Source organism: Faecalibacterium sp. An192, from assembly GCF_002160175.1.
GTDB lineage: Bacteria > Bacillota > Clostridia > Oscillospirales > Ruminococcaceae > Faecalibacterium.
The window spans coordinates 26,084-40,835 of sequence record NZ_NFKB01000005.1; the positions used below are offsets into that span (position 1 = coordinate 26,084).

General features: G+C 68.7%; 17 protein-coding genes. All 17 read right to left on the reverse strand.

The features are described 5' to 3' along the window. Positions 1-40: 40 nt before the first annotated feature. The 17 genes from B5F27_RS02890 to cobM are packed head-to-tail and all read right to left on the reverse strand — an operon-like array spanning position 41 to position 14,748. Positions 41-754, reverse strand: coding sequence for a TraX family protein (locus B5F27_RS02890; RefSeq protein WP_242962046.1), 714 nt, complete (start codon positions 752-754; stop codon positions 41-43). Positions 755-779: 25 nt separating this feature from the next. Then, positions 780-1,460, reverse strand: a complete 681-nt coding sequence (locus B5F27_RS02895) for a precorrin-8X methylmutase (protein ID WP_087364554.1) — start codon at positions 1,458-1,460, stop codon at positions 780-782. Beyond that, positions 1,457-1,969 carry a cob(I)yrinic acid a,c-diamide adenosyltransferase gene (locus B5F27_RS02900; RefSeq protein WP_087245299.1) on the reverse strand — a complete coding sequence of 171 codons (513 nt, stop codon included), beginning with the start codon at positions 1,967-1,969 and terminating at the stop codon, positions 1,457-1,459. Before B5F27_RS02900 ends, B5F27_RS02895 begins: the two co-directional genes overlap by 4 nt. A gap of 2 nt (positions 1,970-1,971) precedes the next feature. Continuing rightward, positions 1,972-3,453 (reverse strand): cobyric acid synthase, encoded by a 1,482-nt coding sequence (locus B5F27_RS02905; RefSeq protein ID WP_087364556.1) that lies wholly within the window; start codon positions 3,451-3,453, stop codon positions 1,972-1,974. Then, complete coding sequence (locus tag B5F27_RS02910) at positions 3,450-4,523, reverse strand: threonine-phosphate decarboxylase (RefSeq protein WP_087364559.1); 1,074 nt, start codon at positions 4,521-4,523, stop codon at positions 3,450-3,452. Before B5F27_RS02910 ends, B5F27_RS02905 begins: the two co-directional genes overlap by 4 nt. Next, positions 4,520-5,497 (reverse strand): adenosylcobinamide-phosphate synthase CbiB, encoded by a 978-nt coding sequence (gene cbiB, locus B5F27_RS02915; RefSeq protein ID WP_087364562.1) that lies wholly within the window; start codon positions 5,495-5,497, stop codon positions 4,520-4,522. Before cbiB ends, B5F27_RS02910 begins: the two co-directional genes overlap by 4 nt. After that, positions 5,491-6,099 carry a histidine phosphatase family protein gene (locus B5F27_RS02920; RefSeq protein ID WP_087364564.1) on the reverse strand — a complete coding sequence of 203 codons (609 nt, stop codon included), beginning with the start codon at positions 6,097-6,099 and terminating at the stop codon, positions 5,491-5,493. The genes cbiB and B5F27_RS02920 overlap by 7 nt, the downstream gene beginning before the upstream one ends. Further along, on the reverse strand, positions 6,096-6,434 hold the full coding sequence (locus B5F27_RS02925) for a bifunctional adenosylcobinamide kinase/adenosylcobinamide-phosphate guanylyltransferase (protein ID WP_087364566.1): 339 nt from the start codon (positions 6,432-6,434) through the stop codon (positions 6,096-6,098). The genes B5F27_RS02920 and B5F27_RS02925 overlap by 4 nt, the downstream gene beginning before the upstream one ends. 27 nt (positions 6,435-6,461) lie before the next feature. Beyond that, the gene (locus B5F27_RS02930; RefSeq protein WP_242956722.1) at positions 6,462-7,349 is read right to left on the reverse strand and encodes an adenosylcobinamide-GDP ribazoletransferase; all 888 of its coding nucleotides are present in this window, start codon (positions 7,347-7,349) and stop codon (positions 6,462-6,464) included. Then, positions 7,346-7,876, reverse strand: a complete 531-nt coding sequence (locus tag B5F27_RS02935; RefSeq protein ID WP_087364568.1) for a bifunctional adenosylcobinamide kinase/adenosylcobinamide-phosphate guanylyltransferase — start codon at positions 7,874-7,876, stop codon at positions 7,346-7,348. The genes B5F27_RS02930 and B5F27_RS02935 overlap by 4 nt, the downstream gene beginning before the upstream one ends. 1 nt (position 7,877) lies before the next feature. Next, entirely contained in the window at positions 7,878-8,960 is a 1,083-nt protein-coding gene (gene cobT, locus B5F27_RS02940) for a nicotinate-nucleotide--dimethylbenzimidazole phosphoribosyltransferase (RefSeq protein ID WP_087364570.1), read from the reverse strand. Positions 8,961-8,965: 5 nt separating this feature from the next. Continuing rightward, positions 8,966-10,303: a cobyrinate a,c-diamide synthase gene (locus B5F27_RS02945; protein ID WP_087364639.1), complete on the reverse strand. Its 1,338-nt coding sequence runs from the start codon at positions 10,301-10,303 to the stop codon at positions 8,966-8,968. 30 nt (positions 10,304-10,333) lie between these two features. After that, entirely contained in the window at positions 10,334-11,530 is a 1,197-nt protein-coding gene (gene cbiE, locus B5F27_RS02950; protein ID WP_087364640.1) for a precorrin-6y C5,15-methyltransferase (decarboxylating) subunit CbiE, read from the reverse strand. Further along, positions 11,518-12,270 (reverse strand): precorrin-6A reductase, encoded by a 753-nt coding sequence (cobK, locus tag B5F27_RS02955; protein WP_087364572.1) that lies wholly within the window; start codon positions 12,268-12,270, stop codon positions 11,518-11,520. The genes cbiE and cobK overlap by 13 nt, the downstream gene beginning before the upstream one ends. Continuing rightward, complete coding sequence (cobJ, locus tag B5F27_RS02960; protein WP_087245281.1) at positions 12,267-12,998, reverse strand: precorrin-3B C(17)-methyltransferase; 732 nt, start codon at positions 12,996-12,998, stop codon at positions 12,267-12,269. Before cobJ ends, cobK begins: the two co-directional genes overlap by 4 nt. Beyond that, positions 12,995-13,993 (reverse strand): cobalamin biosynthesis protein, encoded by a 999-nt coding sequence (locus B5F27_RS02965; RefSeq protein ID WP_087364574.1) that lies wholly within the window; start codon positions 13,991-13,993, stop codon positions 12,995-12,997. Before B5F27_RS02965 ends, cobJ begins: the two co-directional genes overlap by 4 nt. After that, positions 13,990-14,748, reverse strand: coding sequence for a precorrin-4 C(11)-methyltransferase (cobM, locus tag B5F27_RS02970; protein WP_087364577.1), 759 nt, complete (start codon positions 14,746-14,748; stop codon positions 13,990-13,992). Before cobM ends, B5F27_RS02965 begins: the two co-directional genes overlap by 4 nt. Positions 14,749-14,752: the final 4 nt, after the last annotated feature.

Below are 14,752 nucleotides of genomic sequence, written 5' to 3' on the forward strand. Positions count from 1 at the left end.
GGATGCGGATTTTTCTGGTTTCAGGGGATGTTCCCGGGCTTCACAGCAGGGCGAGGCGGATCAGGCCCAGCACCAACAGGTGAACCGGGTAGAACAGGTAGAAAAACCACTGGGCGAACCGGCGGCCTTTCTCGGCCCGCCGGCCGTTGTAGAGGCACAGGATGACAAAGCCTGCCAGCACCACCCCCAGGGCGCCCCAGGGTCCGGTCTGGCTCAGCAGGCCCATGGCGGCAAAGAGAACCGTGGCCCAGCCAAAGGCCTGGATGGTCCGCCGGCGGGAACCCCTGGCCCAGGCGAACAGGAGGGTGTAGCAGGGAGCCAGCAAAGCCCAGTCGCAGATGCAGGACAGCAGCACCAGACCCGTCAGGGCGGTTTTGCGCCGCAGGCCGGGGGCCAGGCGCTCCCGCACCTCCAGAAGGCCAAAGCAGATCAGGAGGGTGAACAGCATGTTCAGACCCTGGAACTGGATGTCTGTTCCCTGGCTGAAAGCCAGGCTGAAGGGCAGCTGGGACAGCAGGGCGAACCCTGCCAGCCGGAGGGCATATTTTTTCTTGGATCGGGTGTAGCCGTATCCCTCCACCAGAAACCAGCACATGACCGGCGCGGTGAAATAGCCGATGTCCACCATCACCTCATACAGAAGGCCGGGGGCCAGAAAGATATTGGCGATGTGGTTCAGCAGCATGGTGAACATGGCGATGTACTTGATCTGGTCCCGGTTCAGCACCGGCCAGCGCGCGGCTTGCTCGTCCATTGGAAACAACTCCTTTCCCGTTTCCTCAGCCCTGCCAGCCCCGGGCGGCGGGGTCCAGCTGGCCGGCGGCGGTATACAGCAGGGCGTTGCAGACGGCCGCCGCCACGCTGCTGCCCCCCTTGCGGCCCATGGCGGCAATGGCCGGCACCCCCAGCTTTTCGCACAGGGACATCAGCCGTTCCTTGCTCTCCACCACATTGACAAAGCCCACCGGCACCCCAATGATGAGGGCCGGACGGAAATCCCCTGCCTCCATGGCGTCGCAGAGGGCAAAGAGGGCGGTGGGGGCGTTGCCCACCGCAAACACCGCCCCCGGATGCTGCCGGGCGGCATACTTCATGGCCGCCACCGCCCGGGTGGTGCCCGCCTCTTTGGCGGCGGTTGCCACTGCCGGGTCGGCCATATAGCAGAAGGCCGCCCCGCCCAGTTTGGCCAGGGCCGGCTTGCTCACCCCCGCCAGGGCCATATTGGTGTCAGTGACGATGACTGCACCGGCGGCCAGGGCTTCCGCCCCCCGCCGGACTGCCTCCGGGGTGAACCGGAGGTTTTCGGCGTACTCGAAATCCGCCGTGGCGTGGACCACCCGGCGGACCACCGCCTCATTCTCAGGCGGCGGAGTCAGACCCCGCTGGGCCAGCTCCTCCGCAATGATGGCCAGGCTGGTCCGCTCGATGTCGCCGGGCAGTTTATGGGTTTGTTCGCTCAAAATTCCACCCCTTTCCGGGCTTTGACCCCTTTTTCGTAGGGGTGGCGCCAGCAGTGCATCTCGGTGGAATAGTCGGCCAGCTCCTCCATCCAGGGGGCGGGCTTGCGGCCGGTGAGGACAATCTCCTGCCCCGCCGGACGTTCCCGCACCGCCTGTTCCAGCAGCTGCCGGTCCACCATGTTCAGTTCCCAGGCGGCGCAGGCCTCATCCAGCACCAGCAGGTCCGCCGGGCGGGCCAGCGCGGCCCGCAGATTCTCATTTTGCAGGGCCCGGGTGGCGGCTTTTTCGGCATCGTTCATCTGAAAGACAAACTTCTGCCCCGCCTTGCCCCGGTAAACCTCAGCCCCCAGCTGCCGCAGCAGAGGGATTTCGCCGGTGTCGGCGCCTTTCAAAAACTGCACCACCACCACCCGGCATCCATTGCCCAGGGCCCGCAGGGCCAGGCCCATGGCGGCGGTGGTCTTTCCCTTGCCTTCTCCCCAGTAGAGGTGTACCATTCCCAGTTCCATTGTCAGCCCTCCATCATTCGATAAATGGCATCCATGTCCAGCGCGGCCCGGACCGCTTCGGCCAGGCGGTCAAATTCCCGCTCCTGGAACGCCCGGTGGGACAAAGGCGCCGCCCCGGCCGGGTCGATGCCCTTGGTTTTGCACAAGAGGTCCGCCAGGCGGGCGGTGGCCTCGCCGGTGTCAAACAGGCCGTGGAGGTAGGTGCCGTAGACATGGCCCGCCGCACAGCCCTCGGCCCGGCCGTCTTCCAGGCGGCAGAAGGGTTCCCCGTCCACCCGGGTCCGGCCCATGTGGATTTCGTAGCCCTCCAGCCGGGCCCCCGCGAAGGGCCCTGCCAGGGCCCGGGCTTCCACCCGGGTGCGGGTCTTTTGGGCACAGAACACTGTATCCACCGGCAGCAGGCCCAGACCCCGCACCACCGCCCCGGGAACGCCGCCTTCAGTGCCCTCGGGGTCGGAGAGGGTGCGGCCCAGCATCTGATACCCGCCACAAATCCCCATCACCGGCACGCCGGCGGCGGCCAGTTTCAGGATGGCGGCTTCCAGGCCGTTCTCCCGCAGCCAGACCAGGTCGTCCAGGGTACTCTTGGTCCCGGGCAGGATCACCACGTCGGGCCGGCCCAGCGTCTGGGGGCCGCTGACATACCGCACCCCCAGCAGCGGATGCTGTTCCAGGGGGGAAAAGTCGGTGAAGTTGGAGATCCGGGGCAGACGGATCACCGCGGCGTCCAGAGGCTTGTGGGCCTCGGTGCGGCCCAGGGACGGGGCCAGAGAGTCCTCGTCGTCGATCTCGATCCGCACATAGGGCACCACACCGATGACCGGCACCCCGGTCTTTTCTTCCAGCGGGGCCAGGCCGGGGCGCAGGATTTCCACATCGCCCCGGAATTTGTTGATAATCAGGCCCTTGACCCGGGCCCGTTCCTCCGGTTCCAACAGGGCCACCGTGCCGTACAGCTGGGCGAACACCCCGCCCCGGTCGATGTCTCCCGCCAACAGCACCGGCGCATCCACCAGCCTGGCCAGTCCCATATTGACGATATCGTCGGCCTTGAGGTTGATTTCGGCGGGGCTGCCCGCCCCCTCAATGACGATGACGTCGTTTTCCTCCGCCAGGCTGTGATAGGCCGCCAGAATCTCGGGCACCAGCTGCTTTTTGTACCGGAAATACTCCCGGGCCGGCATCTGGCCCCGGACCTCGCCGTTGACAATCACCTGGCTGCCCACATCGCTGCAGGGTTTCAGCAGGATGGGATTCATCCGCACATCCGGCTCCACCCCAGCGGCCATGGCCTGCACCACCTGGGCCCGGCCCATTTCCAGGCCGTCCCGGGTGACGTAGCTATTCAGGGCCATGTTCTGGCTCTTGAAGGGGGCGCACCGCAGCCCGTCCTGATGGAAAATCCGGCACAGGGCTGCACACAGCAGGCTTTTGCCTGCCCCCGACATGGTCCCCTGCACCATGATGCAGCGGGTCTTTTTCATCCCAGCACCTCCTTCAAAGCCGCCAGCAGGCGGTCATTTTCCGGCCCGGTGCGGACCGCCGTCCGGTACCATGCATCGTCCAGGCCCTGATAATTGCCGCAGCTGCGCAGCAAAATCCCACGCTGCCGCAGAGGGTCTATCAGGGGCTTTTCGCAGCGGAACAGCAGGTAGTTGGCCTCGCCTTCCACCACCCGGCAGCCCAAAGCCCGCAGGCCCGCCGCCAGCCGGGGCCGCTGGGCCCCGATCAGGGCCCGCACCCGCTCCACATAGGCCGTTTCGTTCAAAGCGGCCAGACCCGCCTCCTGGGCCGGGGTAGACACCGCCCAGGGCTGGCCGGCCCGGCGCATCCGGTCCAGCAGGTCCTCATTGGCGGACAGAGCATAGCCCAGCCGCACCCCCGCCATGCCGTAAATCTTGGTGAAGGCCTTGAAAATCAGCAGGTTGGGAAAATCCTTCAGCCTGCCTTTCAGCGTATGGGCGTCGGGGTCGGCCAGAAAATCCCCGAAGCACTCGTCCAGGGCCAGCACCGCCCCCACCTCCCGGCAGCGAGTCAGAATCCGTTCCAGCAGGGGCCGGGGGGTGGTGCGGCCGGTGGGGTTGTTGGGCTCACAGAGAAAGACCATCTCCACCCCGGGGCGAATGGCCTCCAGAATCCCCTCGTCCAGGGCAAAGTCCTTTTCTTCCCGCAGGAAATAATGTTCCACACGGCAGCCGGCGGACTGTTCCAGGGCTTCCTGATATTCCGCAAAGGTGGGGGCGGTCACCAGGGCCCGCTTGGGCCTCAGGGCCAGCGCCGCCCGCCAGATCACATCCGCGGCGCCGTTGCCGCAGAGAATCCATTCCGGCGGCAGGCCCTCCGCCCGGCCGATGGCCTCCCGCAGGGCGCGGCAGAGGGGGTCCGGGTAGCGGGTGCACCGGCCGGCGCAGGAGGTCAAAGCCCGGGCCACCCCTTCCGGCAGGCCCAGCGGGCTGACATTGGCCGAACAGTCCAGCAGCGGGGCGTCGGGGCCGTACTGGGCCGCAAAGCCCGCCCAGTCCCCACCGTGGGTCAGCGTCACATTCTGCTTCATAGCCACCACCTCAGCCCAAACCACACACCCAGCCGGAGGGCCAAACCCAGACCCAGAGCCAGGAATCCCGCCAGGTAGAGAATCCGGTTGGCCCGGAGGATGTCCTCCGGCTCCACCGGGCGGCCGGGGTCGCCGATGGTGGGCTTGTCATAATATTCCCCAAAATACCAGGCCGGGCCCGCCAGCTGGACCCCCAGGGCTCCGGCGCAGGCCGATTCGGTCTGGGCCGAATTGGGGCTGGCGTGGCAGCGGCGGTCCCGCCGCCAGATGCGGAAGGCGTTTTTGGCGTCAAAGCCGGCCAGGGCCGAGGCCGCAATCCAGACCAGGGCCGCCAGCCGGGCGGGAATCCAGTTGGCCGCGTCGTCCAGATGGGCCGCCGCCCGGCCAAAGTAGAGATACCGCTGGTTTTTGTAGCCCACCATGCTGTCCATGGTGTTGACGGCCTTATAGGCCAGGCCCAGGGGCGCGCCCCCGATCAGCAGGTAAAACAGCGGCGCCAGCACCCCGTCCGAGAAGTTCTCGGCCACCGTCTCCACGGCGGCCTTGGCCACCCCTTCCGACGACAGGGCCGCGGTGTCCCGGCCCACAATCCGGCTCACCTGACGCCGGGCCGCCGGCAGGTCCCCGGCTTTCAGGGGCGGATAGACCCGGCTGCTCTCGTCGGCCAGCCCCTGCAGGGCCAGCGCCTGCCAGCACCACAGCAGCTCCACCCCAAAGCCCAAAGCCGGGTGGATATGGTAAGCCAGGGCGCAGACCGCCGCCGTGACGGCCCAGGTGCCCAGAGGCAGAACCGCCGCCAGCACCCGCCCCGCCATCTGCTGTCCGGCGGGGGTGTCGGGAAAAATCCGCCGCAGCAGCTGTTCCAGCCGGGCGATGATTTTGCCCATCAGCACCACCGGGTGGGGCATCCAGGCCGGGTCGGCCAGCAGCAAATCCAGCCCGAAGCCCCCCAGCACCGCCAGCGCCGTCAGCATTCAGCCTCCGGGCGGGTATACTGGACGGTGCCCAGACAGCGCAGATGGTGTTCCTTCTGCCAGGTATCGGCGTCCCCTTCCAGCACAAAGCCGCCGGCGTTGGGGCCGCACCATTCATGGTAGGTCTTGCGGGGCAGGGCGTACCGCTCCATGGAGGCCATCTGGGTGCCGCCATGGGCCAGAATCACCAGCTGGTCCTTTCCCTCGGCAAAGGCCTGGTCCACCAGACGGGCAAAGGCCGCGCAGACCCGGGCCGAAAAGTCCTCTTTCCGCTCGCCGTCGGGGCAGGTGCTCTCACAGTTGGAGGCCACCCAGGCCAGATAGTCGGGGTCCTGCTCCATCTCGATGTAGTTGCGGCCCTCAAAGGTGCCGAAGTTCATTTCCCGCAGATCGGGCACCACCACCTGGCGGGCCTCCGGGAACAAAATCCTGGCGGTCTGGCGGGCCCGGGTCAGGGGGCTGACATAGACCACCTCGGGGTCAAAATCGGCCCGGCGCAGCATGGCCCGGCCTTTGGTGGACAGGGGGATATCCCGCTGTCCCTGATAGCGTTTCTGGGTATTGTACTCGGTCACGCCATGGCGCAGCAAATAAATTTTCACAGTGCACACTCTCCTTTCAATACCAGCGGCAGCCCGCAGAACACCCGCACCACGCAGTCGGCCCGGGCCGCCAGCAGGCAGGCCAGGCGGCCCGCCGCTTCCCGGCTGGCCCGCTGGGCGGGGTCGGCCGGCACCACGCCGGCCCCCACCTCGGTCATCAGGACCACCTCCCGGGCGGACAATTCTTCCGCCAGGGCTTCCAGATTCTCGCAGTCTGCCGCCAGGTCCTGGGCATCCCAGACGGCGCGGGAGGACAGTTCCTCCGGGGTACAGCCCAGCACACGGCAGGCAAACGCCCGCTTCCCGCTCCAGAGCGGGCCGGTAATCAGCATCATTTTACCCGTTCCCCCTCTCTGCGGGCCTCAAAGGCCCGCCAGCTGCACCGCCGTCAGGGCGGCCAGCATCCACAGTTCACACCGCTGGAGGAACCATCCGGCCAGGTCCCCGGTGATGCCGCCGAAATCCCGCCGGGACACCACGGTATACCGGCCCAGGGCCGCCAGGGCGGCGGCCAGCACCGCCCAGCCCGAGGCACCCCCGGCCCCCACCAGGATCATGGACACCACCAGGATCACCCCGGTGAGGATGGCTTTCACCCGCCTGCGGTCGGCGGCGGTGGAAAAGGTATAGGCCAGGCCGCTGTGTTTGGCCAGCGGCAGGGCGGCCACCGCCCAGCCCGAAATCGCCCGTTCCAGCACAAAGCCCAGCTGCATGCAGCCCACCGCCTTGGGGGTCAGGGGCAGGGTTCCCCACAGGGCAAAGCTCAGCACAAACCAGCTGCACAGCCGGATCACCGCAAAGGCCCCGCAGTGGGAGTCCTTGAGGATGGAAAGGCGTTTTTCCTGGTCGCCGTAGCTGGCCAGGGCGTCGCAGGTGTCGGCGTAGCCGTCCAGATGAATCCCGCCGGTGATCCACACCGGCAGAAGGCAGAACACCGCCGCCCGCAGCAGCACCGGCAGTTCCAGCGAGGCCGCCAGCCAGCCCCAGATCCCGGCAGCCGCGCCGCACACCACCCCCACCAGAGGGAAGGCGCACAGGGCGTACCGCATATTCTGTTCATTCCAGATGGGCTGGGGCACCGGCACCGCCGAGAACATCCCGAAGGCCACCGACACCGTCTGGCCCATGATTTTCAGCCGGCCCGGCATCTTTGCGCCGGCCCGTTCGGTCCAGTCTTTCACCCGGGCCGTTCCCCGCGCCCAGCCTGCCCGGATTTTTTCCCGGGCCTTTTCCATGGTTTCCTTGTTCATTCCTCTGCCCCCTTGTAGTAATACGGCAGCCCGCAGACCACCTCGCAGACCCGGTCAGCCCGGGCCGCCAGCGCCCGGTGCGCCCGGGCCATCAGGCTGAGATAGTCCCCGGTTCCCGGGGCGTAGTCCCGCCCGCCGGCAAAGATCTCATTGGAGACCACCACCAGTGCGCGGCACCGCACCCGCAGATGTTCGATTCCGTCCAGAATGGCGTCCAGTGCCCCTTCCGGGCCGGCTCCCGCCGGGCTGTACAGCTCGTTGGCCGCCAGGTTGCCCAGATCTTCCAGCAGCACCGTCCCGCCCGGCCCGGGCAGGGTCAATCCCGCCAGGCCGGTGTACCGCTCCACCGTCACAAAGCCTTTCTCGGCCCGCATGAGCCGGTGGCGGTCAATCCGGGCATGGCACTCGCCGTCCATGGGCTCCATGGTGGCCAGGTAGTACCGGGGCCCCGGCCCCGCCGCCAGCACCAGGCTTTCGGCGTATTCGCTTTTTCCCGAGGCCGACCCGCCAATCACCAGCGTCAGCATCTCACACACCTTCTCCCTGGGGCTGGTAGGCCTCCACCCCGCACTGGTCAAAGCTGTAGCTCTCGGCGTAGACCGCCCGGGCCATATCCCACAGGGGGATGGAGGCCACCGCGCCGGTTCCCTCTCCCAGCCGCATCCCGGCGGTTATGAGTGGCTGTTTGCCCAGAGCGTCCAGCACCGCACGGCCGGCCGGCTCCGCCGACACATGGCTGGCAAACACCGCCTTGGCTGCGCCGGGGCACAGCCGCACCGCACACAGAGCCGCCACCGTACTGATGAGACCGTCGGCCAGCACCGGCACCCGGTACGCCGCGCCCCCCAGAAAGACGCCGCACAGGCCCGCCAGGTCAAAGCCGCCCACTTTGGCCAGCACGTCCAGGGGGTCGGCGGGGTTGGGGCGGTTGACTTCCAGCGCCCGCCGGACGGCGACACGCTTGCGGGCCAGGCCGGCGTCCGACAGGCCGGCGCCCCGGCCCACAAAGTCCTCCGCCGGACGGTCCAGCAGAGCGCAGGCCACCGCCGCCGAGGTGGTGGTGTTGCCGATGCCCATTTCGCCGGTGGCCAGAAGATTCACTCCGGCCTCCGCCTGGCGGGCCACCAGGGCCGCCCCGGCCAGCACCGCCTGTTCCGCCTGGGCCCGGGTCATGGCCGGGCCGCAGGTGATATCCCCGGTGCCGTTGCCCACCCGGCAGGACAGCACCCCCTCTGTGGGGGGAAAGTTCAGAATGCCCATGTCCACCGGCACCACGGCGCACCGGGCGGCGTGGGCCATCCGGCAGACTGGGCTCTCCCCCGCTGCAAAGCCCCGGGCCACCGCTGCGGTGACCTCCGGCCCGGTCTGGGTAACCCCCTGGGCCACCACTCCATTGTCGGCGCAGAGCACCAGCACCGCCCTCTTGTCAAAACACAGGTCGGCGCTGCCGGTGAGGGCTGCCGCATCTTCCAGCATGGTCTCCAGCAGGCCCAGACTGCCCAGCGGGTGGGCCAGGCTGGCCCAGCGCCGATGGGCCGCCGCCCGGGCGGTCTCGTCCGCCGGGGTCGAGGCTCGTTCCAGCAGGGTTTCGATGTGCTCCAACTGTTCCATTTTCTTCACCTTCCCTTTCGATAGGCTGCCGCCGCGGCAAACCGTTCCGCCAGCCGGGGCTGGCCCGCAAAGTACAGATGCGGGAATCCGGCGTACAGATTGGGGGAACTGTACCCGCAGGCCCAGCGGCGGCCATCCGGCTTTTGGGCCTCAAAGGCCTCTCCCGGCCGGGTGGAGTCCCAGTGATGGAACTCATGGGCCGGGGCGGTCTCCCCCGCCCGGAACAAAAGGCTGTCCTCCCGGGCGGTGAGGGCCGCATAACCGAACCGCACCAGCCGTCCCACCCGGATTCCTTCTCCGGGCAATACCCCCGCCATGGGCCACACCGTCCCGGCCTCATCGGCCAGGCTCTGGCCCAGGTAGAGAAAGCCTCCGCACTCGGCCACGGTGGGCATACCGGCCTTCACCGCCTCCGCAATGGCCCGGCGCATGGACTGATTTTGGCTCAGGGCCCGGGCGTGCAGCTCAGGGTACCCGCCGGGCAGATAGAGGCCGTCGGCCTCGGGCAGGACCGCATCCGCCATGGGGCTGAAAAAGACGCACTCCGCCCCCGCCTGCCGCAGGGCTTCCAGCCCTTCAGGATAGCAGAAGGAGAAGGCCGCGTCCCGGGCCACCGCAATCTGGGTCCGCACCGGGGGCAGAGGCTGGGGCGCGCTGGCCGGCGCCGGCCGGCGGCACAGATCCAGCAGCCTGTCCAGGTCGGCGTTGGCCTCCAAAGCATCCGCCAGGGCGTCCAGACGGCCGGTCAGGTCCTGAATTTCCTGGGCGGTGTACAGGCCCAGGTGGCGGCTGGGCAGTTGGGCGGCCTCCAGCCGGGGCAGGCAGCCCACCACCGGCAGGCCGGTCTCCTGTTCCAGCAGGGGGGCCAGCCGGGCGGCATAGGCCGCCGAGCAGTCGTTCAGCAGCAGAGCCGCCAGGTGACTATTTTGCCGGAAAGCCTGCAATCCCTTGATCTGGGCCGCCAGGGTCAGACTGGCGCCCCCAGGCCGCACCACCAGCATCACCGGCAAATCCAGCGTGTCCGCCACCTGCCAGCCGCTGGCGGCGTCGGTGAGGCCTGCGCCGTCGTAGTACCCCATGGCCGACTCCACCACCGCCGCGCCCCGGCCCGCCAGCCGGGCCTCATAGAGGGTTCGCAGCCGCTGGGGCGGCGTGAGGTACAGATCCAGGTTGCAGCTGGGCACCTCCAAAGCCGCCCGGTGAAACATGGGGTCGATGTAATCGGGGCCGCACTTGAAGGCGCAGGGGTCCAGCCCCCGCCGCCGCAGCGCCCGCAGCAGGGCGCAGACCACTGTGGTCTTGCCGCTGCCCGAGGCCATGGCCGCCGCCATCAGCTGGGGAATCTTTGGGTTTTCCATGGCCGCAGCCCTCCTTTAATCCTGTGCGGTGAGAATGAAAATCGGGTTTTCGGCCCGGAGAAGATGGACTTTTCCGCTCCCGGTGTGGGAGGCCGCAATCTGGCTGACCTGCACCGTCCGGCCCAGAGCCGTCAGGGCCGCCACGGCCGAGGCCAGGGTCTCCACCGTCACGGCGGTGATGCAGACCCGGGCGGCGGGGTTCGACCGATACACAGCGGCCAGAATCTCCCCCATCTCTCCCCGGGTGCCCCCGATAAAGACAGCGTCGGGGGCGGGCAGGCCCGCCAGCGCCGCCGGGGCCCGGCCCTCCACCACCCGGACGTTCCAGCCGCCCAGACGGCGGCGGTTCTCCCGGATGAGGTCACAGGCCTCGGGCAGGCATTCCACCGCCCACACCGGGGCCCCGCCATTGGCAAAAGCCAGCTCCAGGCTGACGCTGCCGGTGCCGGCCCCGATGTCCCAGACCGTCTCCCCGGGGCGGATGGCCAGCTTGGCCAGCACCTGGGCCCGGACGGCCTGTTTGGTCATGGGGATGGCCTCGGCCCGCACAAAGGTCTCGTCGGGCCAGCCGGGGGTCCGGGCCGGGGCCCGGGACGCCGGTTCCGCCAGCAGCACCGCCAGGGGGCCAAAGGTCCGGCCGGCCAGTTCTCCGGCCGTGCCGGCGGTGATGATCTCGCCGGGACAGGCCAGGTTCTCCCCCACCGTCACCGGCAAATCTCCCAGCCCGGCCTCAGCCAGGCGGGCGCAGAGGTCGGCGGGACCGGTGTCCTTTCCGCCGGTGAGGAAGAACACCGGCTGGCCGCCGCAGACGGCGGCCACCGGGTCACAGGCGGTGCCGTGGGCCGACACCAGTTTCCAGTCCTGCCAGGGGCGGCCCAGACGGGCGGCCAGCAGCTGGACGCTGGAAAGTCCCGGCAGCACCCGGGCAGGGATGTTTCTCTGGGCCAGCCGTTCCAGCAGGCCCGCCGCCCCCGAGTAAAACCCGGTGTCCCCGCTGTAGAGGGCCACGCAGGGCCCCGGGGAATCCAGCACCGCCGCCAGCACCTCATCGGCCCGGGCGGCGGCGACCCTCTCGGCGGTCAGGTCCTGGGGCAGGGCGTCCAAAAGGCGCCTGGCCCCCACAATCCGCACCGCCTCAGACAGGGCCCGGGCGGCCTCGGCGGTGAGGGTGGCGGCCGAAGCCCCCATTCCCACCAGTGTTACCTGTTCCATGATGCCACCGCCTTTCTGCATTGGTCCAATACTTCCTCATAGGATGCGCCGCCGTCGGCAGGACGGCGAATCACCACCAGGGCGGCCCCCGCCGCCCGGGCGGCTTCCACTTTGGCTCCAAAGCCTCCGGCCTCGCCGCCGTCCTTGGTGACCAGATACCGGGCCGAGAACTGCCGCAAAAGGGCTTCGTTCATCTCCCGGGTGAAGGGCCCCTGCATGGCTACAATGTTCCGGGCCGGGATGCCCGCCGCCGCGCAGGCGTCCAGCCCCTCATGGCTGGGCAGGACCCGGGCGATCAGCCGCTGGCCTCCCAGAGGCCCAAAGACCGCCAGCTCCTTGGCCCCGGTGGTCAGCAGGATATTTCCCTGGGTGCCGGCCAGCAGCCGGGCCGCCGAAGCCGCATCAGGGGCGGTCAGGGCGTCCTCGGGCAGAGGGCTGGCGGGGCGGAGCAGCCGGAGACAGGGCACCCCGGCCTGTTCACAGGCCGTCCGGATGTTGGCGCTGGCCTGGGCGGCGTAGGGGTGGGTGGCGTCCACGCAGAGGGCCGCCCCCGCCACCAGAGCCGCCATGCCGGCGGGGTCCAGCCGGCCGGTATGAACCGTGATGCCTGGGGCTTCCCCCTGCTGGATCTGGCCGTATTCGGTGGCCACGCAGACGGTGACCGGTATCCCTTCCGCCGCCAGCTGATGGGAGAGGGTCCGCCCCTCGGTGGTGCCGCTGAATACGGCAATCCCGGTCATTTCCGGTACCCCCGCGGGGTGATGAGGCGTCCGTTCTGGACCCGGGTCTCGGAGGAGCCCACAAAGACGGTGGTGAACATATCCAGCTCGGCGCTGCGCAGTTCTTCCAGGGTCAGCAGGCGGGCGGTCTGGCCGCCCCGGGCAATGTTCCGCACCCAGCCGCAGGCGGTGTCGGGGCGCAGGCCTGCATCCAGCAGGATCTCACAGGCCCGGCGGAGGGTATCTTTCCGCCGGTGGGAGGCGGGGTTATACAGGCAGAGGACAAAATCCCCCGCCGCCGCGGCCCGCAGCCGCTTTTCCACCATCTCCCAGGGGGTCAGCAGGTCGGACAGGGACACGGTGCAGAAGTCATGCCCCAGGGGCGCACCCAGCACCGCCGCCCCGGCCAGGGCCGCCGTCACACCGGGAACCACTTCCACCTCCACCATGGGATAGTTCCCCGCCAGTTCCAGCAGGGGGGAGGCCATGCCGTACACCCCCGCATCGCCGCTGCACACCAGAGCCGCTGTGCGGCCCTCGGCGGCCAGCTCCAGCGCCATCCGGCACCGGTCGATCTCCTTGGTCATAGGGGTGGAGCGCATCTCCTTGCCCGGGAACAGGGGGGCCACCAGGTCCAGATACACCGTGTATCCGCAGATGACATCCGCCTCCTGCAGGGCGGCACGGGCCGCCGCCGTCATTCCCAATGCGCTGCCGGGCCCCAGGCCCACTACATAGACTTTGTTCATTCCATCCACTTCCAATCCGGCTCAAAAGCCTTTGCGGCCAGGGCCAGCGTCACGCCGTCCCCGGCCTGTTTGGGTATTTGCAGCGGCCCGCCCTCTGCGCCCAGCACAGCGGCCCGCTCACACACGTTGTCCACCCCCACCGTCCGGGCCACAAAGGCCGAGGGGGTGAAGGTTCCTTCCACCTGTTCCAGCTGCTGCGCCGAAAAGGTCCGCAATGGCCAGCCGTGGGCCCGGCAGAGGTCCAAAAGCCCCGGTTCCCGGGCTTTGAGGTCAATGGTACAGACCATAGCCACCGCCTGGGCCGGGATGCCGGCCGCTGCAAGGGCCTGCTGCACAGCTTGTTCCAACCGCTGGACCGGCACGCCCCGGCGGCAGCCCATCCCCAGCACAGCGGCCCGCGGGGCAATCCAGAGGGGGCCCGGGCCGGGGTCGGTGAGGGTGACGGCGGCGTCGCAGGCCGACTTGTCCTCCGTCCGCTCCACCCCGGCGGGGGGTGCGCCGGCGATGGGCCAGTCGCTGTAGATGCGGCAGGTTTTCCCCGCCAGGATGGCGGCGGAAAAGTGCTTGATGGTTTCGGGCCGCGGAATGACGCAGCCCTGTGCCCGGGCCCAGTCGTCCACCGGGAACAGTCCCCCGGCATCGGTGGCGGTGGTCAGCACCGGCACCGCGCCGCAGACTTTGGCGATGGACCGGGCCAGGGCATTGGCCCCGCCCAGATGGCCCGACACCAGGGGCACCGCAAAGTGTCCCTGCTCGTCCACCGCCACCACGGCGGGGTCCTCGGCCTTATGAACCAGGTGGGGGGCCACCGCCCGGACGGCGATGCCGCAGGCTCCCACATACACCAGCCCCGCCCCGGAGGCAAAATGTTCCGCCGTCCAGCCGGCCAGGGTCACCGGCCCGCCGCAGCGGACCGCCTCCCCGCCCAGGGCGCGGGCCAGGGTTTCGGCCAGAGCCAGACCCCGGGCGCTGAAGGCCAGATAATACAGCCTCACAGGGAGGCCTCCCGGTATTCGGTGGTGAACGAGGGGTCGTAGAGCTTGCTCCGCTCATAGCCCCCCTGCCCCAAAAAGCCCCCCACCAGCACCAGAGCGGTCTTGCGGATGCCGGCCTCGGCCCCTTTGGCGGCCAGGGTGCCCACGGTGCACCGGACGATTTTTTCCTCCGGCCAGGTGGCCTTATAGACGATGGCAGCGGGGGTGTCGGGGGTATAGGCCCCCTTCAGCAGCTCCTCCTGGACCTGGGGCAGCATCCCCGACGACAGGAACAGCACCATGGAGGCCCCATGGGAGGCCATGGAGGCCAGACTTTCTTTCTCAGGCACCGGGGTCCGGCCGGCCAGCCGGGTGATGATGACGCTCTGGCTCACCCCCGGCAGGGTGTATTCTGCCCCCAGAGCCGCCGCCGCCCCGCAGAAGCTGGACACCCCCGGGGTGTCGTCCCAGGGGATGCCGGCGGCGTCCAGGGCGTCCATCTGTTCCCGGATAGCCCCATAGACGCAGGGGTCCCCGGTGTGGAGCCGGACGGTGTCCCGGCCGTCGGCCTCGGCGGCCCGGATGGTGTCCAGAACCTGTTCCAGGGTCATTTCGGCGCTGTTGTAGATGGGGCAGCCCTCCGGCGCCATCTCCAGCAGGGCCGGATTCACCAGGCTGCCGGCGTAGATGATGCAGCCTGCTTCGCCCAGCAGTTTGGCCCCCCGCAGGGTCAGCAGGTCGGGGGCTCCCGGCCCTGCTCCCACAAAATGTACCATCTTC